We start from the raw sequence: 25,178 nt of genomic DNA, 5'->3' as shown, positions 1-25,178 counted from the left end.
CCATTAGTCTAGACTATAAACTTCCTTTATCAACTCAACGATTTTTGAGAAAAGTTCCTTACTTCCCTCAATGTAAATGAATTTAGAAATCATTCCATCACCGTTATACCAAAGTTGGACATCGACATTATTATTTCGACTCACTAAATGTAATAACAAATTCCATTCATGATGACCCGAAACCTTCATTTGAATTTCATCTTTTTCTAAAATAGCAGCAAGCTCTTGCATATACGGTTTCATCACACCAATTTCACTAGAGACATCCTTTCGAGCTGGTTCCAATAATGGCAAAATCATTCCAAAATCCTCTTCTTCGCCAGACTTCAATCTGGGAATCTTCATTTCACCTTTCCCATTATAGTCGAAGAACAATTCAACTTTTCGGTTATTCATCTCCAGAGTGACAATTTCCAAATAATTTTTTGGGGCTATATTTAAGATAGTTGCCACACCTGACAGCTTAGTTTCCAAATAGTTTTGAAGCTGTTCGGTAGAAGTCTGTTCCCCCTTGGTGAGTGACAAAATGTAGTTCTTTTTATTTGGAGTACTTACAGATGATGACTCACAAAATTCCGTTTTCAAAAAAGGAGAGATGGGTTTCCAATTAATTAGACGAACATTATTTAATCCGCTCGATATCCCTGTATAAATCCATTTGAAATATTCCTTATTCGTTCTACCTCGATTTTCTTCCTGGTTGGTATTAAAGAACACCGTTTCAAACGAATAAGCCATTGCCTTATTCACTGTCATCGCCCAACCAAACTTTACTTTCGCAACATTTAAAAGCTTAAAATATTCGCTTGTTGGTACTTTTAATTGTTCCAGCACTCGATCTCTGTATGTTTTCTCAAAACAAGTCAACTTCCGTTTGTCTTTGGAATCCCGATAAAGTGCTTTCCCATCTTTTTCAATTATCGTATATTGGTCAGGATGTTGTAACATTTCTTGATATTCGGTGCTACCTTCATATGGTTCGTTCTTAAAAGCAGCCTCTTCATAGCTAGATAAAACCATTTGATACGCAATCATCTCGTTTTTTTCCAGCTCATTCTTATTAGCTTTCAAGTAATTGTCAAATACAAGCGTTTCAATGATACATCCGTCTTGAAGCTTGATTTGGCAAGGAATAAATCGCAGTATTACTTTTTCGCCTTTAATGACCATAGCTTTTTCGATTATACGATCCTGATCAACAGTGATCACTTCGCCAAAATAACCATTGTCCACCCTTCTAGGCTCCACAAAAGAAAAAGGTTGTTCCATACTATCAAATGGCGAGATATCGTTTTCCACCAAAGCCGGCCGATAAGCGTGAATGGTTGTGTTAAAGACCACATAATCCTTTGCTGCTATTTCTCGACCATTTTTAATAAGATGCTTTTTTATCCAAGTATTCACTTTATTTGCTTGCTCATTGGAAAAAACCAGAATCTTACTGCTATTTGGACTTAAATAGGCTTCCTTCAACACCTCTGTTTGGTCTTTCTTCTCACAAACGGTAATCTCTTCGCTTGAATACATAAATAGCTCATTGTATCGGTCAGCCCGTATATTCTTTGAAATCTTATTGCATACTTTAATGATTTCAGAGCTCCCTTCATGATCTGGCAACTCGATATTCCCTATCTCTGAAGAAATATTCCGACTAGCAAGAAGCGCTCCCAAGTATTCTGGATTAACTGCATTTTCAGTGTTCGACCCGTAACTCAGCTTATTTCTGTCTCCAATGAAAATAACCTTTCGCTCGGGATTAGACTCGAAATCAAGATAACTTAACACATCATCTAACAAATACCCGGAACCGAATTGTAGCACGTCTGAATCAAAACTCGAATTCGTAATCAGTTGACTATCATCGATAATGTACAAGGCCTTATTTTGACCATGGATTTCATCATGTCCCTTTAAAGGAATATTCTTTTTGTAAAATTCATCGATTGTTTCACGCTTGAAATCATATACAGAATTAAATAGTGAATCCACTTCCTCTAGTTCAGGATTGTTTCTCAGCATCTTCCTTCTCAACCGATTAGAGTAAGCAAATACTGGAGCATCATTAAAACCTAAATCAAAGGCTATTTCTCGAATATCTGGAATGAGTGCAGTCTTACCACATCTCGTATTACCTGTTAGGGTCATAACTTTGCTGTCAGATATTAAAAATTCCCGAATTCGCTGTAGATAACTTCCATTTTTAGTTCGTTCTTCAACAGGAAATTCTTGTAACTCCGATTCGAAATGAATATCTGAGTGGTATTCATCCGCAGCAAATAAAGTCTCTGTAAACGTTTGTCTTCCCTTTTCCGACAAATAATTTATATTCTCATCAACCAGCACATCAATTATGTCGACAATTTTGTTGAGATAATGGTTTGAATCAACAATCGAAAAACTAATTTGGAACTGTCTTGGAATCCTACCAACCACTTCTACCTTATCCTGAAAGCAAACTACAGTTGATATAGACTTACGTTCAAAATCGTATAATCGAAATTTAAGTTCATCAATCAGCTTCATCCGTTGCTTGCCAAGTTGACTAAATGGATTCGGAGAGCTGCCTCCTTTAACAGTTACACCACCATTTAACGTCCATCTACCAAATCTGAAGTTTTCCTCAGATGGAAGCTCTAGTGTTCCGCTATAATCTTTAAAATCAATAATAATAATTTGGTTTTCAGTAACCAACAAGCAGTCTATTTGCAAATCTTCTCGCACAATACACTCTGGCATCCCAAGTAAAATACCGTCCCAATGCCTTTGCTCAAACACTTTAGATAATTCAACCGATATTTTTCTGAAAAATTCGTTTTCGTACGATTTTGAGGATTTGCCCTTGCGAACCTCTAACATATCATTCTGCCTCCCTATAATGTTCCTTCCTTGATGAATCCATTCTTTAACAATACCTTCTTTGAAGTCTTATTTAAAGGTATCACTTCTGCCTGCATATTGCTGAAAGGTAATGAGAAATTGCTTTTTCCTGTATTACATCGAAAAAAAGCGGGAGCATTAGCGCTCCCGCAATGAATCACATAGCCTCTGGTCTAGAGTGCCATTCCTATTGTGCGAGTATTCGATAAACATTAAGCCGCTGGCTGAGCAATCTGCGTTTGGCACAATCGGGCAACCCGAAGATATGTCGAAGGTCATTGTGAGCTTATTGTCCGATGATTTCGGCTGGGTTACAGCCCAGGACATTGAAGTGTCTGGCGGACATTTGCTTTAAGAAAGCTGTGTTCCCCGGGTAATACACGATGCGGAAGACAATTAATGCGCAGGCTGCCGTTTAGCCAGCATAAAAAGGGGTGTCCCACTGTCATTATCATGACTTAAGGGACACCCCTGATTATGCGATATTTTTACTTATTATACAGTCTGTAAAGGAACACCGCAGCTTCTGCTCTGGTTGTGTTTCCAGCAGGATTGACTTTGTTGCCGCTGCCTTCAATCAACCCTTCCTTAATCATCGCAGCTACGCTGTTCACCGCATAGGAAGCAACTTCAGACTTGTCAGAGAATCTGTCCAGATCCGCAGCCTCACCCTGATTATTCAGCTTCTTCACGAGCTTCAAAGCTCTTTCGGTCAACACCATCATGTCCTGTCTTGTGATCCTATGGGTGCTGCCGAATCTGACGTTATCTATGCCATTTGTAATACCAAGAGCTTTGGCAATTGCAATTTCATTATAGTAATAGTTGTTTTCCTGTACATCGCTGAAATTCCCGTTTACTTTTGCAGTCAAGCCAAGTGTTCTGACAAGGGAGTACAGGAAATCCGCTCTTGTGATATCGGCTGACGGATTAAATACATGACCCTCTGTCTTGAGAATATCCTTTGACGCAAGTACTTCAATTGCGTTCTTGGCCCATCCTGCCGTTCCGAGATCAGTAAACGTTTTGTATACGTAAGCTACTGCGTAGCTGCTGAAATGAGTGGTTGTGAAGGTTACCAGACCGGTTTTCGGCGCATAGCGTCCGCTCGGTACTGAGCTAACTTCTCCGTTTCCGTCAATGTACCAGACAGTAATTCCTTCGGGATTCTTCAATTCATCTGCAGACGGCTTGTAAGGAACGGATACGGTTACGGGCGCATCCGGATTGCTCCAGACCGTTTCTTTTCCGTCCACCTTAAGACTAAGCTGTATAATCGGCTTATCGCTTAGAGCCGCCTTTACATCCGCCGGAAGCTTGGCCTTGTCGCCTTTTCCAAGCTCCAGCGCTACTTCCTTGCCGCTGCTTTCAGCTGTGCCTGCCAACATGTTACCGGAGATTACTACCAGACCAAATTCAGTCGAAATTGTGAGTTTGTCATCCTTTGTTCCGCTTGTCAGCGCTTCAGCCGGCAAGCCTACCGAGTAGGCATTCACTCCTTGGGCCACAGGTATATCCAGGGTAACATTCTTCTCCATAAACTCCTTTGCCTTTTCCAGTTCCAGCGCCTTAACAAATGCAGTTCCATCCTTCACGGTCGTCTGCATGGTTACTATTTGATCCTGAACAACCGGTGCTGCAGGTGTAGGAGTTGCAGATGCTACAGGTGCAGGAGCTGCGGGTTCAGGCGTTGCTGGTGCAGGCGTTGCCGGTGTTGGCGTTGCAGAAGGTGTCCCGGAGCCCGGTGTAGGCGTTGCCTCTGTTCTACCGTTTGTGACTTTTATGGTGTACGTCTTTACCGTACCGTTTGCAGCCGTTACCTCTATCTTAATATCCGCTCTTGTACCAGGTGTTAGCGTTATGGCTCCGGAAGCTGTCCCGCTGGCAACAACAGTGCCGTTCACTTTAATGGATGACCTGCTGTCTGCCGCAGATGCTGTTACGGCAATGCTGCTGGCATCCTGCAGGGAAACCTCGTACGCTGTGACCGCTGCGTTAAAAGCCGGCAGGAGTGTTCCCGCACTCAGTGTCAAGGCGCTGAGGTCTGCATTTACACTATTAGGTATATAGACTCCAAGATCGCCAAGGTCAATGGCATTGCTCCGGATGGTCTCGTATTCGCCTGCAAAGTAACCATCCAGATACGAATGTCCAAGTATGAATCTGTCCGGATTCATGGCGCCATAGTAGCCGGCATTTGCATTGCTCTGACCGTCAAACAGGACATAGCTTCCCTGCCATCCTGAACCGGACACGCCCCAGCTGATGATGTGATCGATATACGGGGCGAACTTGGTAAAGGTTTTGTAGAGCAGCGCGTACTCATAACCAAGGGCATCCGACTGTCTGACATTTAGCACTGCGGGAGCAGTCGCGCCGCCTCCGGGTGCATCGGTCGGAACCTTAAGATCAAGCTCTGAATAGGTAATCCCAGACAGCAGGCCCCGGTCAACGAGGGAGGCATACAGAGCCATCGCGTATTGGTTATCGCTTGCAAGGGTTTTGCCAACCGCATCGTGTCCCTGGATACCAATGTCTTCGATAAGGGGTCTTCCGTCATACAGCGGATCGGAGAGCCATGCGGTATTTAATTCGAGAACCATGTTATATACCGTCCTGGCCTTGCTGCGGGTTGCAAGTCCGTAATCATTGTAGGTCAGCTTTGGAGGATTGTCGACGATATAAGCGTCAATGCTGCCGTCCTTGTCGTGTCCGTCGAGCTTCATGTACTCCGGAAGGTTAGCGTAATTAGCCTTGTAAGCCGCAGCCATCTTGGCGTTCGGTGCCGCGATATGCGCGTTTTTGAAGAGCAGATAAATATAATGCCCGGTGATGTCGCCGCCAATTTGATCATCCGACATGGCAGCTAGCCAGTTGGTGTGTTTAAGGCTCGTTCTCCAGCTGTTCGCATCCTCTGGGATGAGTTCGCTGTGGCGGCTTTCGTGAACCTCTTCGTTGAGCACATCCCATGAATTGAAGGGGATCACTCCACGCGTTTCGCTTGAACCGTACTTCGTATCTGTAGTCAGAAAGTGCCGCATCACATACATGGTGTGATTAAACTGCACTCTTCTTGCCATTTCTTTGTCTACCTTAACCGTAGTTGTCACGCCGTTGCCAAGCCCGTAGAAATCGGCCGAGCCATTGTACCCGGAGGACAGGTTCGCGGGAATAATCTGAGTCATCCATCCGGGTGCCTGGTTGTACCATGCCAGAACATGGCCGTGAGACTTATACTGTCCGGGAGTTCCGGAATCCCTGATCGCCTGATAAGCGCTGGTCGGGAAGCTGTATTCAGCTAAGCCAGGGCTAGTCGTTGCACCGTTCAGTGCTGCGCCGGTAACACTTTTCAGCCATTCGGGACCACGGGGATGTGTCCCATCTGCCTTTAAATTATTGCCGTCTACAAAAATCTCATAGTGATTGGCTCTGGTTCCGGTTACGGCTCCGGTTCCGATGGAACCAACCATGAACAGGCCATTCTCCTTATTGTAAACACTCTTTAGAGGCGCTACAGCACTCTGGTGTTCCTTGTTGACTACGTCAGGAAGCGCAATGCCGTTAGGATCAGGTGCAGTAATCTGGATGTTGGAGACAAGCAGCATACCGGTTTCTGCAGAACGGGCATTCTCGCCATGGAGCTCAAGGATAAAATTCGAGGAATCGCCTGTCGAGGCGTTTATGCTGTGATGAGCCTTCAACCAGGATTCACCGTTGTAGCTGCCCACCCAGTCGGGATTAAGGTTATTATACTGGTAATCTCTGAGGTAGGAGTCGAGGTTCGTGTTCGCATTTCTGATTCTCCACCTCATGTATTTGCCCTGTGCGCTCTTGGGATAATAGACATCGAATTCAATCGTTGACCCCTCTGTTACTTTTACAGCCGGGGACAGCGGGGATTCAATGCTTATACCGCCGAATGTGCTTTTTCCGCTATGGGCGTAATTAATCTGGAGAACTTCAGCCTTGCCTTGGGAATCTGCAAAAGGATACGGAATCATTTGGAATGTGCCACCGGCAAAGTCAGCGGGAACACGATTATCCAGCGGCGTTCTTGCCGTCCAGTTATTAGTGGGCGCTGTGACTTTTACAGGAACTTTACCGGGACCCGGATCAAGACGGAAATAGGGATCGGAACCGTCTGATTTAATATTTTTATTAAAAATCACGATTGCTTCTTTTAAAATGGCTATAGCCTCGTCAGTGGGGGTATTGGCATTGCGCGCAAGCTCAAGAGCATGATTAAGAGCTTTGAGTTCGCTCTCATGCACCCAAGGAAAAGCCTGGTTCACATCGGAACCATAGACGGCTCCATAGACAGACTGACTGACTTGGAGCGGGAATTCCTGACTGCCGGTTATTAAAGCTTCGGCCTCAGCAATGAGTTCATTCAGTTCAACCGTCCCTTCTTCTCCGGCTGCAGCAGCCGGGACGGGAGTATACGTGAATACGGAGAACAACATGATGACGATGAGGAGGCGGGAGATGCGGATTACACATTTTCGGCTGTTCATCTTTGTTTGACTCCTTTTCTTAAGGAAACCTCTAAAGTCTCGTATTAGAGTCCCCCCAATTGATAGGTTGTTTTGGGTATTCGTATTTGCTAAAATTTACTCCTTGGCTACGTCAAGTCTGACTTAACGAATAATCCCCCCCTCTGAACATATAAGACAGACAAAACTTGAAAACGCATTCACAAAAGCAGATGGGCAGAAGGGCTCGATTATCTGCAGCCATGACATTTGAATGCAGCCCTGCTGCTGTAACAGCTCTCATAATAACAACAGGAGGGGAAAGTCTAAATACGGGTAATGCACGAATCATTTTAATATAATACGCAAATAGATCACTTCTTATCTGATTCTGCATTAGCAAAAAAAGATGCTATTAGCATATTCATCTTACACGGTTCAAAAGATAAGCCGATTGATCGAAATATTTTGGCTTTCTTGCGAACCTATTCAATGAAGATTTGGACTGTCCGATATTGATACTAGAGACATTCATTTAACTGTGATCCACTAACGAGTGGCCTATGACGTATAGAAAGGCACGAATACATACTTGAATATTCCATGCTAGGGGGAGCCAAAGAAGCGAATGTGACAGGGATCAGTCACGTTATGTATTTAAAATTTTAATAATTACAATTTAAGGAGACATTTATGAAGAAAAAATTTAAAGTGAAGTCGATATCGCTCCTATCTACAGCTGCTTTGCTTGGTGCCCTGGTACCACATACATCTGCAGCGGAGTCTTTGACCGATATCTCAAACAGCTATGCCAAAGATGCCATTATTGAGTTAGTCGAAAAAGGAATTATCAATGGTACTGGTGACGGCAAATTCAATCCGACAAGTAATATTAAACGACAGGACTTTGCTATTATACTGGCGAAGGCTCTCAATTTGAACCTTAGCACCCCTCCACAATCCTCTACTTTCACAGACGTCCCGGTAAACAGTTATGCCTTTTCTGCCGTAGAAGCTGCAGTTAAAGCAGGCCTTTTTAAAGGTATGGGTAATGGAACATTTGGTGCCAATCAAAGCCTCACCCGTGAACAAATGGCTGTAATCTTTGTGAATGCATTAGGTGTTAACAGTACCGGAAAAGGACAGAATTTAAAATTTTCAGATGCTAATTCAATTGCCAGCTGGGCTAAAGATGCAGTTGGTGCTGCCGTTGAATTGGGCCTTATGAATGGAAATCCCGATGGCACCTTCAACCCGGTTAATAATGCTAGCCGTCAGGATGTAGCTATTGTCGCTTCTAAGTTTTTAACCGAAAAGACTAAGATTGATGAACAAAAGTCTGTGACACCGACACCGACACCGACACCGACGCCGACAACTACACCTACACCAACACCAACACCAACGCCGACACCTATATCTACACCAACAACGACGGCATCGACACCAATACCTACATCTACACCTATACCAACACCAACACCTATTTCTACACCAACAACAACGCCGGCACCCACTCCTACCCCGACACCACAAAATTCAGCAGATCTAGAAGCAGCAACTAAGGTGAAGGATCAAATCGCTGCCTTGCCTGCAAAAGCAGCAGTCATTCTAGCTGACAAAACAGCTGTAGTTAAAGCACGTACGAATTTGGATGCCTTAACACCTGCCCAGAAGACGCTGGTAGGAGATATTACTAGATTGACGGATGCGGAGGCCGCTATTGCTGAGCTGGAAGCTCAAGCTGCTCTTGACCTGGCTACAGCAACTAAGGTGAAGGATCAAATCGCTGCCTTGCCTGCAAAAGCAGAAGTCATTCTAGCCGACAAAACAGCTGTCGTTAAAGCACGTACGGATTTGGATGCCTTAACACCTGCCCAGAAAACGCTTGTGGGAGATATTGCTAGATTGACCGATGCGGAGACAGCTATTGCTGAGCTAGAAGCTCAAGCTGCTCTTGATCTGGCTGCAGCAACCCGGGTGAAGGACCAAATCGCTGCCTTGCCTGCAAAAGCAGAAGTCATTCTAGCCAACAAAACAGCTGTCGTTAAAGCACGTACGGATTTGGATGCCTTAACACCTGCCCAGAAAACGCTTGTGGGAGATATTGCTAGATTGACCGATGCGGAGACAGCTATTGCTGAGCTGGAAGCTCAAGCTGCTCTTGATTTGGCTGCAGCAACCCAGGTGAAAGACCAAATCGCTGCCTTGCCTGCAAAAGCAGAACTGACTCTAGCTGACAAAACAGCTGTAGTTAAAGCACGTACGAATTTGGATGCCTTAACACCTGCCCAGAAAACGCTTGTGGGAGATATTGCTAGATTGACCGATGCGGAGACAGCTATTGCTGAGCTGGAAGCTCAAGCTGCTCTTGATCTGGCTGCAGCAACCCTGGTGAAAGACCAAATCGCTGCCTTGCCTGCAAAAGCAGAAATCATTCTAGCCGACAAAACAGCTGTCGTTAAAGCACGTACGGATTTGGATGCTTTAACACCTGCCCAGAAGACGCTGGTAGGTGATATTGTTAGGTTGACAGATGCGGAGGCCGCTATTGGTGAGCTGGAAGCTCAAGCTGCTCTTGACCTAGCCGCAGCAACCCGGGTAAAAGACCAAATCGCTGCCTTGCCTGCAAAAGCAGAAGTCATTCTAGCCAACAAAACAGCTGTCGTTAAAGCACGTACGGATTTGGATACCTTAACCCCTGCCCAGAAGACGCTGGTGGGAGATATTGCTAGATTGACGGATGCGGAGACAGCGATTGCTGAGCTGGAAGCTCAAGCTGTTCTTGACCTGGCCGCAGCAACCCTGGTGAAGGACCAAATCGCTGCCTTGCCTGCAAAAGCAGAAGTCATTCTAGCCGACAAAACGGCTGTCGTTAAAGCACGTACGGATTTGGATGCTTTAACCCCTGCCCAGAAGACGCTGGTAGAAGATATCGCTAGATTGACGGATGCGGAGGCAGCGATTGCTGAGCTGGAAGCTCAAGCTGCTCTTGATCTGGCTGCAGCAACCCGGGTGAAGGACCAAATCGCTGCCTTGCCTGCAAAAGCAGAAGTCATTCTAGCCAACAAAACAGCTGTCGTTAAAGCACGTACGGATTTGAATGCCTTAACCCCTGCCCAGAAGACGCTGGTAGGAGATATCGCTAGATTGACGGATGCGGAGGCAGCTATTGCTGAGTTAGAAGCTCAAGCTGCTCTTGATCTGGCTGCAGCAACCCTGGTGAAGGACCAAATCGCAGCCTTGCCTGCAAAACCAGAAATCATTCTAGCCGACAAAACAGCTGTCGTTAAAGCACGTACGGATTTGGATGCTTTAACCCCTGCCCAGAAAACGCTTGTGGGAGATATTGCTAGATTGACCGATGCGGAGACAGCTATTGCTGAGTTAGAAGCTCAAGCTGCTCTTGATCTGGCTGCAGCAACTAAGGTGAAGAACCAAATCGCTGCCTTGCCTGCAAAAGCAGAACTCATTCTAGCCAACAAAACAGCTGTCGTTAAAGCACGTACGGATTTGGATGCTTTAACCCCTGCCCAGAAAACGCTTGTGGGAGATATTTCTAGATTGACGGATGCGGAAGCAGCGATTGCTGAGTTAGAAGCTCAAGCTGCTCTTGACCTGGCCGCAGCAACCTGGGTGAAGGAGCAAATCGCTGCCTTGCCTGCAAAAGCAGCAGTCATTCTAGCCAACAAAACAGCTGTCGTTAATGCACGTACGGATTTGGATGCTTTAACCCCTGCCCAGAAGACGCTGGTAGGAGATATTGCTAGATTGACGGATGCGGAAGCAGCTATTGCTGAGCTGGAAGCTCAAGCTGCTCTTGATCTGGCTGCAGCAACCCGGGTGAAGGACCAAATCGCTGCCTTGCCTGCAAAAGCAGAAATCATTCTAGCCAACAAAACAGCTGTCGTTAATGCACGTACGGATTTGGATGCTTTAACACCTGCCCAGAAAACGCTGGTGGGAGATATTGCTAGATTGACGGATGCGGAAGCAGCTATTGCTGAGCTGGAAGCTCAAGCTGCTCTTGATCTGGCTGCAGCAACCCTGGTGAAGGACCAAATCGCTGCCTTGCCTGCAAAAGCAGCAGTCATTCTAGCCAACAAAACAGCTGTCGTTAAAGCACGTACGGATTTGGATGCCTTAACCCCTGCCCAGAAGACGCTGGTGGGAGATATTGCTAGATTGACGGATGCGGAAGCAGCTATTGCTGAGCTGGAAGCTCAAGCTGCTCTTGATCTGGCTGCAGCAACCCTGGTGAAGGACCAAATCGCTGCCTTGCCTGCAAAAGCAGCAGTCATTCTAGCCGACAAAACAGCTGTCGTTAAAGCACGTACGGATTTGGATGCTTTAACCCCTGCCCAGAAGACGCTGGTGGGAGATATTGCCAGATTGACGGATGCGGAGGCAGCGATTGCTGAGCTGGAAGCTCAAGCTGCTCTTGATCTGGCTGCAGCAACCCTGGTGAAGGACCAAATCGCTGCCTTGCCTGCAAAAGCAGAACTCACTCTAGCCGACAAAACAGCTGTCGTTAAAGCACGTACGGATTTGGATGCTTTAACCCCTGCCCAGAAGACGCTGGTGGGAGATATTGCTAGATTGACGGATGCGGAGACAGCGATTGCTGAGCTGGAAGCTCAAGCTGCTCTTGATCTGGCTGCAGCAACCCTGGTGAAGGACCAAATCGCTGCCTTGCCTGCAAAAGCAGCAGTCATTCTAGCCGACAAAACAACTGTCGTTAAAGCACGTACGGATTTGGATGCTTTAACCCCTGCCCAGAAGACGCTGGTGGGAGATATTGCCAGATTGACGGATGCGGAGGCAGCGATTGCTGAGCTGGAAGCTCAAGCTGCTCTTGATCTGGCTGCAGCAACCCTGGTGAAGGACCAAATCGCTGCCTTGCCTGCAAAAGCAGAAGTCATTCTAGCCAACAAAACAGCTGTCGTTAAAGCACGTACGGATTTGGATACCTTAACCCCTGCCCAGAAGACGCTGGTGGGAGATATTGCTAGATTGACGGATGCGGAGACAGCGATTGCTGAGCTGGAAGCTCAAGCTGTTCTTGACCTGGCCGCAGCAACCCTGGTGAAGGACCAAATCGCTGCCTTGCCTGCAAAAGCAGAAGTCATTCTAGCCGACAAAACGGCTGTCGTTAAAGCACGTACGGATTTGAATGCCTTAACCCCTGCCCAGAAAACGCTTGTGGGAGATATCGCTAGATTGACGGATGCGGAGGCAGCTATTGCTGAGCTGGAGTTAGTAGCAACGGCTAAACAGAATTTGAATGTAACGTACAATGGAACCGATGATAAAGTTACATTGCCAAGTGTTCAAGATGGCGCCGCTGTTACTTGGATATTAAAAGATTCAGTACAATCATCAATTGTAAATATTTCAACGGGGAGTATTAACCGAGCAGGATTACCAGCTAATACTGACGTAGTGCTCATAGCGACAATTACCTCAGGAACTGTTTCTGATACAAAAGAATTTACAATCAATGTTCAAGCGGAGAATATTGAACCTGAGAGTATTACAAGTAAAGCCGTAACAAATTTTGACTTCTCATTCGAATATGCTACACAAGCGAGGAAAGAAAGCAAAAAGATAACCTCAACGGATTTCCAAAGTAATCCGAAACATTTCACTATAAGTGATGGAACGGTTACAATTCCCGTTGACCTAACCTGGAATATTCCGTTAAATGGATTTAGCTCAGGACAGGTAGTGGGCTCAGCGGTAGATAGTTTTATCCAAGACTACTATAATGCACATGGAATCAATTTAGGGAACCGGACAGTAGCTGGAATGGGGTTCGGAGACACGTTCTTTATAACCACCTTTAAAACGGGATCAGATGCTTCTGTTACATTAGGCGGGAATGACTGGTCATTTTTCTTTGATAATAACCATTACACCGGTACTGACGAAGATCGCACCAAAAACCGTACGTTTAACATCAGTGACGGCACCAACACAGCAACTATTTTGTTAGAATGGGAGTATCTCGATATGGATGACTTGGTCAGTGATCTAAATTATCAACTAGCATCAGTATCCGTCACAGCAAAAAAAGTAAATGATACCCAATTCCAACTTGTCGCAAACTCTGCAGAGATAACATTAACCATTACTGGAACAGATAAAAGCCAGTTCTTCGAAAATTAGGCCACGAACAGATTGTTCCTCCAATTGCAATTGCTGCTGTCTCCACATTTTCGGATGATTAAACCGCTCAGCGATTGAAATTCGGAGACAGCATATCTTTTCGAGAGGATCCCTCTCTACCCTGAAAGTAATGCCCCTGCAACCATTAGTTGCAGGGGCATATTAATTATTCGGAACAAAGCCACGTTTAAAAGTTTGTATAAATATGGGATTTTATTGGGAATATCTGATTCTTAAAAAGCAGCTTAGGGGTAATATATAGAGCGGCATCCGCCTACATAACGGTCTGTTGTTGGCATAAAGGACAATACAGTTGTCCTTCCTGTGGATGATAAGTGCAATTATTACAAGATAGGAGAACAAAAATGAATAATCAAACCCAGGATACATATCGCTTTCAGGTTAACTTAAGTGGCATGATCAACATTTTGTCTAACCATTTGTATAGCAGCCCGAAGGTATTTTTGAGGGAGCTGCTGCAAAATGGCATAGATGCGATTACTGCACGGCAGGCCTATTCCCAGGATGAATACGAGGGCAGGATTCATGTCGAAGTAAGCGAGGCTTCAACCGGGGCGACCCTATTAGTAGAAGATAACGGGATCGGGTTAGACGAGTCGGATATTCATGAGTTCCTGGCGATGATCGGACAATCCTCCAAGCGGGGCGAGGATTTTCTTCAGACCAACACCTCTTTTATCGGGCGGTTTGGCATCGGGCTCTTGTCCTGCTTTATGGTAAGTGACGATATCGTCCTGGTTACACAATCCGCCAAGGGCGGACCTGCACTGGAATGGCGCGGGAAGCCGGACGGAACCTATACGATCCGCAAGCTCGAAGGGATACACACTCCGGGAACCAAAGTTTTTTTGCGTTGCAAAGAAGGCTCCGAGCCGTACTTCAAGACAGACAATCTGCAAGAATGGCTGTTCCATTATGGTGCTCTGCTGCCTTATCCCATCGAGTTGGTGTCCAACCAAGCCACTCGCTTAATTAATCCGCCTTCCCCGCTATGGGTCAAAGATCCGCAGCTGGCCCGGAAGCATCGCAGCGAGGTGCTGGCCTTTGGCAAGCAGGTGCTCGGGGAGACGTTCCGCGATTTCATTCCCCTGCACACCTCCTCAGGCCGGACAGGAGGTATTGCCTTCATCCTGCCGCAGGCAGTGAACCTGGGCGCCAAACGCAATCACCGGGTGTACCTGAAGCACATGCTGGTCTCCGAAGCCGCCGGCAATGTCCTGCCGGACTGGGCGTTCTTCGTCAAATGCATGATCTGGACCGATGAGCTGCAGCCGACCGCTTCCCGGGAGCATTTCTATGAAAACGTCCAGCTGGAACAGGTGCGGGAAGAACTGGGGAACACCCTTCGTCAGGAATTGATGCGGATGGCGGAATATGATCCGGATCGCCTGCAGTCCATCATTTCACTGCACGCCTTATCCATGAAGGCCCTCGCGGTGGTAGATTCGTCGTTCTACTCGATTATTCACGAGTGGCTCCCGTTTGAGAGCACGTTTGGTACGAAGCCGCTTGGCGAGCTGAAGCTGCAGTCCCCGCTTTACTTTACTGCTACTCTGGACGAATACCGCCAGATTACCCATGTGGCTTCGGCCCAATCCATGCTGGTGGTGAATGGCGGGTATATTTATGATGCCGAGCTGCTCTCCCTGCTGCCCCTAATTGACCCGGATGTGCAGACGGAGCGGTTGCTGCCGGAAGAGGTATCGTTATCTTTTACCGATATTACACCTCAAGAGCGGCTTGACTACTATGAATCCATAAGATTGGCGGATAGTGTGCTGCAGAAATTCCGCTGCCAGGTGCAGCTTCGCCGCTTCAAGCCAGAGGAGATTCCTGTGCTTTACACGCTGTCCCAGGAGTCTGCCCAGTGGCGTGTTATGGAGGCGGCCAAAGAAGTGAGCACCGATGCTCTGTCCTCCGTTCTGGGCAGCCTGGGTGCTACATTAAAAGATGCGGCATACGCAACGCTCTACTTTAACCTGAACAATCCCGTCATTGAGCGGGCCTTTCATCCGGCACACAAGGCGATGCTGCCGTCTATTGTCGAGATGCTGTACTGCAATGCGCTAATGATGGGACATTATCCGATGAACCGTCAGGAGATAGCGCTTCTGAACAAAGGCATCATCCAATTCATTGATTGGGGTATGACGGCCAGTCATTCAACAGGAGGAGACGTATAGATGAATCTTACCGAGATGAGTTTCGAAGAGCTGATGGATGAAGCCTACGACATGCCCGGAGGAAAAGCTAAGCTGGAGCTGCTGGAGCAGGCGGTACGGGTGGCAGATGCCGCAGGGGATATCGATCAGGGCTTTGAAGCCCGCAGTGAAATCGTAGAGACGGGCAGCTTCCACGGCTATCCAATGAAGGCATTAGTCGCCTTTTCCTGGCAATTGGGACAGTATGACAAAAATCCGGACCGGTTTGATAGCTCCACCCTGCTGTGGTCCTACAAGTGGGTTCTGGACCGCATCACCTCTTTTGCCGATATTAGCCGTGTCCAGATTGATAATCTGCTGGAGGACATGAGGATACGCTTTGCGGCCGAAGGCTATAGCAGCCGTTCCTATCACTACTACCGGGCGCACATCTTCGCAGAGGTTGGGGAGCTGAACCATTCGCAGGCAGAATGGAACATCGTACAGGCCATGGATCGGGATGAGATGAGCGATTGTCCGGCCTGTGAGCAGAACCGCCTTGTCGAGTTTCTGGCGAAGCGGGGAGACGACGAAGGGACCGTGAAGGCAGCCGAGCCGATTCTCAAAGGTAAAATGAGCTGCGGCGAGGTGCCCCATGTGACCATCTCGAAGGTACTGTTCCCCCTCCTGCGGCTGGGCCGCCAGCAGGAAGCGGATAAGCTTCAGAAGAAGGGCTTCAAACTGGTAAAGGGTAACCGCGACTTTCTGTATCACCAGGGAGAGCACATCGGATACCTGACCTTGACCGATCCAATCAAGGCGCTGGAGGTTTTTGAAGAGTATATCGCCTCCTCTCTCGATCATGAGAACCCGGTCGACCGGATGATATTCAACGCCTATTCGGCCAAGCTGTTCCGCCAGCTGGCGGGAGAATCCATCAAGTTCCAGGTCAAGCTTCCGGCAGGACACCCGTGTGAGCACCAGTCCGGGGAGGTAACGTTGCTTGCGAAGCACTTCCAGCAAGCCGCTCTCGCCACCGCGGAAAAACTGGATAAGCGAAACGGTAACGATTACTATACCGCACTCCTGCAACGATTGTAGTATATGTTCTTGTTCTGTGTTCACAATCTTAATATAGGAACAGTGTTAATGATGCCTTATACTAACCTTTGATGCGCTTATCGTAGCGCTGCTGTCCAATAAAATAATAGACCGCCCTGCCGGCAAAGGCATGCGGTCTATTATTTTTATTAAAAAAACCTTATAAATTAAGGAACAAACAGCCTCCACATAGGATGAGTGCTGACGGTAGCTTAAACTAAGCTGTGACTGTATTCACCCTTTAGATCACTGTCCCATTATATCCGATTCGTTACGCATGGTAAAAACAAATGATTTTTAAACTTAATCAATCTCAACCTATTGAAAAAATACGATATCGTATTATAATTAATCCGATATCGTACTTACAAGGAGAACAACTATGAATTCTGAACGCATGAAAATATTGGATTTTATGATCGCAATCAATAAACTTGACGGTTTATATTATTCTATTGCTAAACAAATTGGGGTTCATGAGAATGAGTTTGTGCTATTATATGCCCTTTCAGACGGGAAACCACATTCACAACGCCAAATCTGTGACGACTGGCAGGTACCTCGCACGACAATCAACTCCGTCACCAAAAAATTTGTAAAGTTAGGCTATATTGATCTCGTCCCTACCGGCCACAAAGAAAAGGAATTGTTCATAACAGAATCTGGAAATGCCTATCTTACAGCAATCTTCTCCGATCTTTTCCAAAAAGAGGCCAATGCTTTTAAACACACTTTAGAGCCATGTGCAGATATCGTGACGGAAGCGATTTCTCAATTTGTCTTATCACTTGAAAATTCACTAAAAAACATAAATGGAGAAAGTAAACATGAATGAAATCACATTTGAACCCGTAATTGAATTAGCATTAGATGAATTTAAGAAGAGACTCCAGACCGCTTTTTCTCTAGCGATAATAGCAATGAATGAAAAAGCTTCCGACGAGCCTATTCCATCTGATCAAGACATTGAAAGAAATTATTACAACAAAGAGGCAGAAACCTATAACGTCTACAAAAGTGGTCAGCGTGTCGGCGGCATCATTGTGTCCATTAATCACTTATCAAACCATAATCATTTGGATTTCTTCTTTATCGATCCGGAACATCACAGCAAAGGTATCGGTTTTGAGGTGTGGAGAGCCATCGAAGAGAAATATCCCGAAACCGAAATCTGGCAAACGGGCACACCTTATTTTGAGAAGCGAAACATTCACTTTTATGTGAATAAATGCGGCTTTCAAATCAATGAGTTTTTCTGTGAACACCATCCAGATCCCCATGGACAGCAAGAAGACCTCTCTGATGATAGTGACGGTTTTGATGACGGATTTTTCAATTTTATTAAGTTTATGAAAAACAAGACTCATAAAGCAGATTAGCTTTCACAAAAGAGAAAGTAAGGGACAATCTTTGGCAGGCACCATGCCATCCACTTGGGGTTCTATGCATTATGTTTCGTATAATAGGAGGTTTATATGTCCATAGTCAATCATTTAAAAAGTTTTTTTGGGGAGGAAGCCGTAAACAGTGGGCGGCAGAAGGAATTGGACATCGCAAAAGGGCTAGCAGTTATATTTATGATATGGCAGCATATCCTTGGTGTGTTTAATGTTCCAACGTATGGTGCTTTTGAAGATTTCGCTGTCAGTATTTTAGGTTCTCCTTTTGCTGCTCCTGTATTTATGTTTACTATGGGGATGGGCATAACCTATTCCAGGAATAACCATCCCTCCAATTTATTCAAAAGAGGTTTACATCTTTTTATCATTGGATTTGCTCTGAATGTCAGCAGGTGGATCATCCCTGAAAGCATTCGAACACTCATTTATGGAGACGCCTTCCATATAACTGCACTACATAATTTTCTTATGATGGATATTCTCCAATTCGCAGCTTTGGCATTCGTTTTTATTGGAATCGTCAAGCAATTTAACATTCCGGCTAAAGCCGTTATATTCATCGCCCTAATATGTTCACTAATAGGAAATTTTGCGTTTTACAGATCCGCCAACTATGTCATTGCTGATATTGTGGGTCTGTTCATACCAACAAATGGTCATGTGACATTCCCATTTGTGAACTGGATCATTTTTGTTGTTGCAGGGTTTTACTTTGCTCACTTGTATCGGTATTTAAAAGATAAGCGAGGGTTTTTCCTTATGGTTACACCTGTCGCACTCGTAATTTCCGTAACCTATATTACTTATAGCTATATCGCAAAAAAAGGAATGTTTGGTGATGAAAATTCCTTCTTCTTTATGACATTTATAGGTATGATTTTCAACATTATCCTGGTGATTGGATGGATCGGTCTTTTACATTTACTATTTAATAGAATAGAGGGGCTATTTATTACTTTTATGTCTGGCTTAAGTAAAAATATCAATTCAGTCTATGTCATCCAATGGACAATAATCGGGTTTTTATCTACACTATTCTCCATTTCCCTATCCCACTTAACAGAAGTCATGCTCCTTATTTCTATTTTATTTGCCTCCTATATACTTAGCAACGTGTGGAAGCAATTAAAAACAAAGGAAAGGTAAATATAGGGCACAACCATTGGCTTCAAACGTAATATTATCTTGTTCCCATAATGGTGCGTTGACATTTCCACATAGTAAAGCCACTGAATGCTATATACGCGCTCAGTGGCTTTAAATAGTTTATGATCCATATGTTTTATTGTCTTTCCATCAACACAACGCTCTCCACATGCACCGTATGCGGGAACATATAGCACTAGGATGTGATCTGTTGCAATACGCGGAAGCCTTGATCTGACGGGCTTTTAGACAATGGACTTCCATTCTGGATGGCTGGTTTCCGGGTGGTTCTGTTGATGTTTTACATCAATTTTACATCAATTATATTTTAGATCTCCACTGTAATGAAGCATATATCTAATTATTTGTGTCATGGACCCAAACTACAAAGTATGTCACCATTGCCTCCAATACTTGCTCTAATTTAAAGGAGATTATTGCATTTAATAAATTGGATGTTTTCGATATCAACAAAGTTCTCCTTATTTATTTGGGTTATGATACTATTCTTATAATGATATCTGTATACTTCATTATAATTGTATGAGTAATTGCGGCTAGACCAATGTTCATATTCAGCATCTGTTGTATATTTAAGTCCATTAATCTTCACTTTGAAATCCTGTATTCTATCTTCAATTTCGGATAATTCACTGGACTTATCAAGATTATATATATACTGCTTATATTGATTCCCTTTTAAAAATTCTGTAATTATAACGTCTTTATGGGTAATCGTGATATTAGAATTAGGTCCGTGTGGGAAATCAATAGAGTGGTTATAACCAAAAACACCTCTTACTTCCCATGATTGCTCACCAAATTTGTAAGATAATTCTTTCCGTCTAAAACCATCCCAGAGCAACCGCAAACCAAACTGGTTGATAATTTTTAGATTTGGATAAAAATGAGTTCCATTTTCAATAGAATCTGCAGAAAATGCTCTCCCATAATAGTCCCAAACGTAAGCGTTATACATATTATGTTTGTATTCTGGTTGATTCTCTAAAAAATCAAACATATACACTGTGGAAAAAAAATTATATCTCCAATTGGGATTTCTATAATTATGCTTAATATCGATATAAACTCTTTCCTGCGCATCGTCATACGAAACAGTGTTATCTAATAGCTCCAGACGATTTCTATCAATTGCATATTTTAACCAACTTGCTTCATATGCCGAATCAGCAAATTGATCCTTTAACCAAACTTTCCTCTGCTGTTCATCTGATAATCCATAGGAGATCCAAATATCATATGCTCTTTTTACAAGCTCATATTTATGCTCATTTAGCTTATGACCTTCCTTTTCTTTATCTTCTATATCATCATTTATGAAATAATAGTCATTATTCCAATAATGAACATTTCGTTTTCCTGACCGATCCTTAGCACTTATTTGTTGGTTTATCATATAGGACGTTAATAAATGATTATTGTTTACATCCCAGTAACTCGCTACAGCAAAGAGCTTTTTCCAAAGTAGCTGTTCTTGTTTTGACTGACTGCAAAGAAATCTTTCTGCTATCTCCATATATCGCAATAAAACATCTATTTTCTCTTTTGTAATTTCATTTACCCACATGTTAGCTATACTTAATAAATATTGAATTTGCCGTTTGCCCGATTTACCTTCTAACGATGCAAACAGCTGGTAATCTTCATTTAACCGCTTTATAATACTCGCTTTTATACACTGCTCTTTAAATCTTACTTTTATATCATTTACATCAGTAATCTCACAATTTTCCTTATTTACATTCAACTTTGCAATCACTTTATCTAGTGTTTCTTGAGCAAAAAATTCGAATACATCTGGATAATATGCACTATACCGAGCAAGTAATTCAATTGTTTGAAACCCGTTCTGTCTCCACTCCCTATATTTCAAATTAAGAAGTACATAATCCAATTGTTCAAGCTTATCTATATTGAGATATTGCTGTTGTGATTTGTAATAATAATAAACATACCGCAAGCTAGATACCAGGTTATCAGAATCATTTGTCTTAGGCTCATACACTTGTTCCCAAAATAATGTCAAGCGTTTTTGAATTCTACCATCACCAGCTATTGTTGTTAGCAAAATATTCAAAAACTCAAAATACTCTTTCCAAAATCCTGAGATTTCATCTTCTTGGGATTCATAATATATAATAGAATAATAAGTATCGAATGTTATATGTTCATCCTTGGCTTCACCTCTAATAGATCGCAAAAAGATATATGTACTCATCAACAGTCTGAGGGTTTTATCATTAATTTGTTTTGTTTTTTCTTCTAATTTCGTCTCTTCTGAGCATTCCTTATAGAAAATATCAATATACTTCTGATCATATTGGTATACAAACTTCTGATATTCTTTAATTTCGCCTCCCAATTTGTTCTCTAACAAAGATAAAATTGCTTTTACATTTTCAAATTCATCCAGCTGCTTTCCCCGGGCATTTAATCGAATATAATTGGTAGAAGCAGTAAGTTCTGCATCTTTAGCCAATTCAGAAAGAAAATCAAAACAAATTAAAGTACTAGTTTTTAATTGATCATAAAATTCCGCGGCCTTAGAAACATCAATTTTTGTTTCAAGATTGTCTATAAAATCGCTAAACACATTAATAATAGAAATAACCGTAGTATCTGTAAGCCACTGAGACTTAAACCACGCTTTCAATTTAATTTGCTCTAACAGTGTGCGTTTATGGCGATCACGGCTTTTAAAAATATTTAGCCACATTTCTTTATTGTCCTTAATTCTCAAAAAGCTAAAAAATTCATTCGCATAATTTCTTGTCTCATAGGAAAAAGACTTCAGCTCGCAAAAGCGCTCAAATTCTCCCTCTGCTGAGATTAGTGCCAAATACCAATGCAGCAAATATAAGAACGTAAGCCTCTGTTGTCCATCAATAGGATAAAATGTAAGGTTATCACCTTCACCTTCATGCAAACCATATACAATATTCAGACTCAATTGTTTTCTAGACTGTAAGCTCTCTTTTACATCTTGGATCATTCTTAATCTTTTGTTTTTTATACTTACCTCATTCAGTCCCTGAACATAATCTCGTTGAATGGCAGGTATACATATATTATATTCCTCTAATAATCTATATAAGGAATATTCTTGTTTGGGTATGGTTAAGACATATTCATCCTTTATTAACATTCCTTTTACCCTTCCCATCCTTGTTATATTCTAGAAAATCTTTAATTGTTGAAATAATATCATACACATATTCATATCTACTCTCAAACATCCAGTATTCATTTGTAAATCGTTTTTTTGCATATACATTTGTAAAGGCTAAAATAGTTGCCAAAGGGATAAATTCTCCCGATTTCATTTTTTTGAAGATTGCATCCTTTTTTTTATTAAATGGTTTATTGCCGACACTTTCGCTTCCATTTACTATATTATCTAACAATGCCATATTTCCAATTGAATTATCAGACATTAAATAATTAAAATCATCTTTAAAAAACCGACTTACCTCAACTTCGATTGACTGGTTTACTAGGGTGAGTATTTCCTTTAACAAAGGAAGATAATGGGCACATGTCTTTATGTTATTTATGCTTTCTATATTATCAATGATAGCTTCATACATCCTTGTAAATATTCTATTGAAATTTATAATTCCTTCTTGACCCTCCTCATAAACTTTAGAATTCATTATAAATATAGATCCATTCATATATTTATCTACGTACCCAGTAATAAAATCTGTAAATTGTATATTTGGTAGTAATTCCTTCAAAACTCTAATGCAATTTTCACGTTCTTTTTCAAATAATGAGATAATCTTTTCCACATCAATGCTTTTAAATATATCATTATTGGTTGTTATATGTTTAATCACGGCTTCCTGATTTTTTCCGTATATTAATCCATTGTTTTTCTCCAAAACTTTGATTTTCGATAATAAATTTATGGATTTTTGAATCAGCATTAGTTTTTTAGCATATTCTTTTTCGTATTCATCCTCATCGTTTTTTTGTTTTATAAATAATTCAATTGCCTCCTCATCATTAGTCCAATTGATTATTCCAGAGTTATCAAGATTAACGGGAGAATAGGAAAGATTCTCTTTCCCGTATAAATAATTGATATACTTAAAAATCATTTCATTCTTTAATACAATATTGTCTTTTACATCAAGGTTACTAGTAAACAGATGTAAAAGATCTTTTTGTGCCTTCAGTGTGTTTTTTAAAGAAATTCTAGTATTTTGAGGAAATATATGCTCTCTAGTCCACTCACGTTTAATATTATTATGCTCCAAAAAATTATATCGATTACCAATTCCAGTTGTTTTAGATAAAATCACCAAATTATACAACAGTAATGTTTCCCGCAATTCGTCACGTTTTCCATATCTGATACGTTTTATCTTATCTTCAATGTTTTCTTCTCCATACATCATTTCTCTAATTTTACTTTTAATATAAGGGATGCGTTCATCCCGATCTCTTTTTAATAATCTATAGAATGTTTCATAGCTTTTCAGATAAAAAAAACTTTTATTCTCGCCTTTTTTTTGTTGATAAAGGGTAATAAAACTTAGTAAATTGTATATACTAGCGTCCTTCCCAGCTGTATGCTTACTTTTATCATCTTCTATTTGAGTTCTTCCGTCACTTTCATACAACTCTTTCAATTGTTCAAAAATATCTCTGATTTTACCCCAAGTATTATCATTATCTAGAAGCTGCTGCACTCTTGCAAATAACGAATATTTATATAATGAACTTAATTTTTCTATATAACTATTCACTCCCCCCCTATGTTCTAATTCATTTTCCAATAATAAATATTCGAATAAAACATCGATTCTAGACCTACTATGATTTTCAATACTATATTGGCCTTCATGAGGGACAAAAGCCCAAAAATCCGGTTTCCTCAATTCATTTTCCATAGAATACCATACTTCTGAAATAGCAAATTGTTTTTCTTTAATCTCGTTTCTTTCGAGTTCATTGTTTAATCGTGAAGGATTCATTATCTCTGCTTTTATAAGTTCTGCATCTGTAAGTTCTATTTTCCCCATGTTTATCTTTGAAAATTGTGTTATTTCCGAATTTCTCTTATCATTTTCATTTGCATTGATTGGGCACCAAATGAAAACACACTCATTCAATAATCGCTGCTTTAAAACAATTAAATTGTTCAACTCACTTTTTCCCAATAATTCATTTACTATATTGACGGATGTGCAAAATGCATCGAGCATGTATTCAAAATCCAAATTTTTCTCTACATCTCCTCCTATTTTATACAGTTTAAACGTTTCCCATAAACACTCTTGGTTTAAGACCTCCATTGGCAGATCAGCTAAGTTTTTATAGTCAGTTAAAAAACTCAGAAATATAGCACTGCTTGTACGGCTCTCATATTCTAAAGTCATCGTTAGGTTTGGATCATGAATTGTTTTGCCCGGATCTTGTGAGATTAAATAATTTAAAGCCCCTATTATAATAAATATTGTTGTTAGACGCTGTTGGCCATCTATAACATTCCATTTCAGCTCAGAGTTAGCAACATTACTTATAACAAGAGGCTGAAGATAATACTTTTTACCTTGCTCTTTATATATATCATCAATAAGTTGTTCAACCTGCTTGCTCCCCCAGCGGTAGCCTCTTTGATAGGAAGGAACAATAAAATGGAAATGTAATATCTCTTTTACCGATTTATAATAAAGTTCAATACTCACTTAGTCTATCACTCCTTATTAGGATTATATTTTTTTATTTTCATTATCTAAAATAAGTTGGATGTTCCCCATCGTAATTATCATCTTATCTTCTATTGTATTTACAAACAAAAACCCCCTCTTTAAAAGATAGGG

General features: G+C 42.3%; 10 protein-coding genes and 1 pseudogene. 6 read left to right on the top strand and 5 right to left on the bottom strand.

Features of this window, described 5'->3' with window-relative positions:
- Nucleotides 1–3: 3 nt before the first annotated feature.
- The 3 genes and pseudogenes from NST84_RS03325 to NST84_RS03315 form a co-directional block, all read right to left on the bottom strand.
- Nucleotides 4–2,856: a nuclease-related domain-containing protein gene (locus NST84_RS03325; RefSeq protein ID WP_342564238.1), complete on the bottom strand. Its 2,853-nt coding sequence runs from the start codon at nt 2,854–2,856 to the stop codon at nt 4–6.
- 17 nt (nt 2,857–2,873) lie between these two features.
- Nucleotides 2,874–2,960: pseudogene (locus NST84_RS03320) on the bottom strand (alanine acetyltransferase); the annotation flags it as partial.
- A gap of 405 nt (nt 2,961–3,365) precedes the next feature.
- Entirely contained in the window at nt 3,366–7,391 is a 4,026-nt protein-coding gene (locus NST84_RS03315; protein WP_342564237.1) for an S-layer homology domain-containing protein, read from the bottom strand.
- A 651-nt stretch (nt 7,392–8,042) separates the two neighbouring features.
- Here NST84_RS03315 and NST84_RS03310 point away from each other — a divergent pair.
- The 6 genes from NST84_RS03310 (at nt 8,043) to NST84_RS03285 (ending at nt 19,326) form a co-directional block, all read left to right on the top strand.
- The gene (locus NST84_RS03310) at nt 8,043–13,517 is read left to right on the top strand and encodes an S-layer homology domain-containing protein (protein ID WP_342564236.1); all 5,475 of its coding nucleotides are present in this window, start codon (nt 8,043–8,045) and stop codon (nt 13,515–13,517) included.
- Nucleotides 13,518–13,882: 365 nt separating this feature from the next.
- The gene (locus tag NST84_RS03305; RefSeq protein WP_342564235.1) at nt 13,883–15,721 is read left to right on the top strand and encodes an HSP90 family protein; all 1,839 of its coding nucleotides are present in this window, start codon (nt 13,883–13,885) and stop codon (nt 15,719–15,721) included.
- Nucleotides 15,722–16,780 carry a hypothetical protein gene (locus NST84_RS03300; RefSeq protein ID WP_342564234.1) on the top strand — a complete coding sequence of 353 codons (1,059 nt, stop codon included), beginning with the start codon at nt 15,722–15,724 and terminating at the stop codon, nt 16,778–16,780.
- Nucleotides 16,781–17,162: 382 nt separating this feature from the next.
- The gene (locus NST84_RS03295; RefSeq protein WP_342564233.1) at nt 17,163–17,615 is read left to right on the top strand and encodes a helix-turn-helix domain-containing protein; all 453 of its coding nucleotides are present in this window, start codon (nt 17,163–17,165) and stop codon (nt 17,613–17,615) included.
- Nucleotides 17,608–18,159 carry a GNAT family N-acetyltransferase gene (locus NST84_RS03290; protein ID WP_342564232.1) on the top strand — a complete coding sequence of 184 codons (552 nt, stop codon included), beginning with the start codon at nt 17,608–17,610 and terminating at the stop codon, nt 18,157–18,159. The genes NST84_RS03295 and NST84_RS03290 overlap by 8 nt, the downstream gene beginning before the upstream one ends.
- A gap of 96 nt (nt 18,160–18,255) precedes the next feature.
- Nucleotides 18,256–19,326, top strand: a complete 1,071-nt coding sequence (locus NST84_RS03285) for an acyltransferase family protein (RefSeq protein WP_342564231.1) — start codon at nt 18,256–18,258, stop codon at nt 19,324–19,326.
- A gap of 424 nt (nt 19,327–19,750) precedes the next feature.
- Here the strand turns inward: NST84_RS03285 and NST84_RS03280 are convergent, their stop codons facing one another.
- Nucleotides 19,751–22,492: a DUF262 domain-containing protein gene (locus tag NST84_RS03280; RefSeq protein WP_342564230.1), complete on the bottom strand. Its 2,742-nt coding sequence runs from the start codon at nt 22,490–22,492 to the stop codon at nt 19,751–19,753.
- Entirely contained in the window at nt 22,476–25,043 is a 2,568-nt protein-coding gene (locus tag NST84_RS03275) for a DUF262 domain-containing protein (RefSeq protein ID WP_342564229.1), read from the bottom strand. The genes NST84_RS03280 and NST84_RS03275 overlap by 17 nt, the downstream gene beginning before the upstream one ends.
- Between the last annotated feature and the right edge of the window lie 135 nt (nt 25,044–25,178).

The sequence above is a fragment of the Paenibacillus sp. FSL R7-0345 genome (assembly GCF_038595055.1).
Lineage (GTDB): Bacteria > Bacillota > Bacilli > Paenibacillales > Paenibacillaceae > Paenibacillus_AQ.
This window is presented reverse-complemented; position numbering and strand designations above follow the sequence as displayed.

Excerpts from the sequence above, each read along its gene's own strand:
- NST84_RS03325 (WP_342564238.1), bottom strand. The coding sequence starts at position 2,856 with ATGTTAGAGGTTCGCAAGGGCAAATCCTCAAAATCGTACGAAAACGAA.
- NST84_RS03315 (WP_342564237.1), bottom strand. The coding sequence starts at position 7,391 with ATGAACAGCCGAAAATGTGTAATCCGCATCTCCCGCCTCCTCATCGTC.
- NST84_RS03310 (WP_342564236.1), top strand. The coding sequence starts at position 8,043 with ATGAAGAAAAAATTTAAAGTGAAGTCGATATCGCTCCTATCTACAGCT.
- NST84_RS03305 (WP_342564235.1), top strand. The coding sequence starts at position 13,883 with ATGAATAATCAAACCCAGGATACATATCGCTTTCAGGTTAACTTAAGT.
- NST84_RS03300 (WP_342564234.1), top strand. The coding sequence starts at position 15,722 with ATGAATCTTACCGAGATGAGTTTCGAAGAGCTGATGGATGAAGCCTAC.
- NST84_RS03295 (WP_342564233.1), top strand. The coding sequence starts at position 17,163 with ATGAATTCTGAACGCATGAAAATATTGGATTTTATGATCGCAATCAAT.
- NST84_RS03290 (WP_342564232.1), top strand. The coding sequence starts at position 17,608 with ATGAATGAAATCACATTTGAACCCGTAATTGAATTAGCATTAGATGAA.
- NST84_RS03285 (WP_342564231.1), top strand. The coding sequence starts at position 18,256 with ATGTCCATAGTCAATCATTTAAAAAGTTTTTTTGGGGAGGAAGCCGTA.
- NST84_RS03280 (WP_342564230.1), bottom strand. The coding sequence starts at position 22,492 with ATGTTAATAAAGGATGAATATGTCTTAACCATACCCAAACAAGAATAT.